Genomic DNA, 1387 nt, shown 5'->3' with positions numbered 1-1387 from the left:
TGGGTACTCATTGCTAATATCTGCTTTGTGGTCGTTTTTGCATTTGAGTATCTGTTGCGTTATTGGGTAGCGGCAGAAACACCTCATGCGACTCATATGACTAGCGGGCGAAAGCGTTGGCTATATATTCGTTCGCCCATGGGCCTAATCGACCTTTTCTCTTTCTTACCTTTATTCCTTTTGTTGCTACTGCCGGGTGATGCGTTTGGTGACCTGCGTATTCTTAAGCTGATATCGATGGTAAGGGTGCTTAAGTTAACGCGTTATTCTGCATCACTGTTGATGATTGCTCGTGTCTTTCGTGAGAATAAGAACACCTTGCTGGCAGCAGGTTTGGTGATGATGATCTTGATGTTTATTGCCGCGACAGGTATTTATATCTTTGAAAAAGTTGAACAGCCTGAAGCCTTTGGCAGTATCCCCGCTTGTTTATGGTGGGCCGTTGTGACCTTGACAACCGTTGGCTATGGAGATGTGACGCCTATTACTGTCGGAGGACAGCTTTTTGGTGCGCTGGTCATGGTTTGTGGTGTCGGGATCGCAGCGATGCCCGCTGGTATTTTCGCATCCTCATTTGTCCAGCTTGTTCGAGAGCAGGAGCATGAGCGACGANGAAAACTGCGTATTCGTCGCGGCCAATTAGAGGTAGTCGCTGGAAAGAATAAAGAGGAAGAGCCTTCTTTGCATTTGAGTATGAGTCAGTCTGAGCAGCGAGAAGTGGCGTATTTAGTGTCTGAATATGGCTTAACACTCGATCAGGCGACGGGTGTTGTGAGTCACTTTCGGCACTAAATGTCTTTGTAAGAGTCAGTGCCAGTTTAGGAAAGTACTAATTTATCGTCATCCAAGGCGTCATGATTCTTATGGAATTGATCCAGTAAGTCTTGGCTGTTCATACCTTCGCGCTGCTTGCCACTGACATCCAGAACAACCTGGCCCTGATGAAGCATCAAGGTTCTATCGCCAACGCTTAAGGCCTGATTCATGCTGTGTGTAACCATTAAGGCAGTTAGTTTTTCGCTACGAATAATCTCTTCGCTTAAGTTAAGGATAAATTTGGCTGTTTTCGGGTCCAGGGCAGCAGTATGCTCGTCAAGCAGTAGTAATTTTGAAGGTTGAAGTGCTGCCATTAGGAGGCTGACCGCTTGTCGTTGACCGCCTGACAACAGTCCAATTTTATCTTCTAAACGATATTCCAGGCCAAGCTCCAGGCTCTTCAACTTATTAATAAAGCTTTGTTTGAACTCTCTTCGAGCGGCTCGTTTTAGCCCTCTTCGTGAGGTGCGTGCGTGCGCAAGTGCAAGGTTTTCCTCAATCGTCAGGTCTTCACAGGTGCCAGTTAAGGGGTCTTGGAAGACTCGCGCTATCCATCGGGCTCTTTTATGTA

General features: G+C 46.8%; 2 protein-coding genes. One reads left to right on the top strand and one right to left on the bottom strand.

What is annotated here, in order from left to right:
- The coding region (locus tag A3729_RS20165) for an ion transporter (protein WP_156498044.1) at window positions 1-792 on the top strand (792 nt) is incomplete at its 5' end.
- A 26-nt stretch (window positions 793-818) separates the two neighbouring features.
- On the opposite strand, the gene A3729_RS20160 is transcribed toward A3729_RS20165, so the two are convergent.
- A partial coding sequence (locus A3729_RS20160; protein ID WP_068634206.1) for an ABC transporter ATP-binding protein occupies window positions 819-1387 on the bottom strand: 569 nt, incomplete at its 5' end.

The organism is Oleiphilus sp. HI0043, assembly GCF_001634935.1.
Note: the sequence above shows the minus strand (reverse complement) of the source record. Positions and strands in the feature narration are given on the sequence as shown.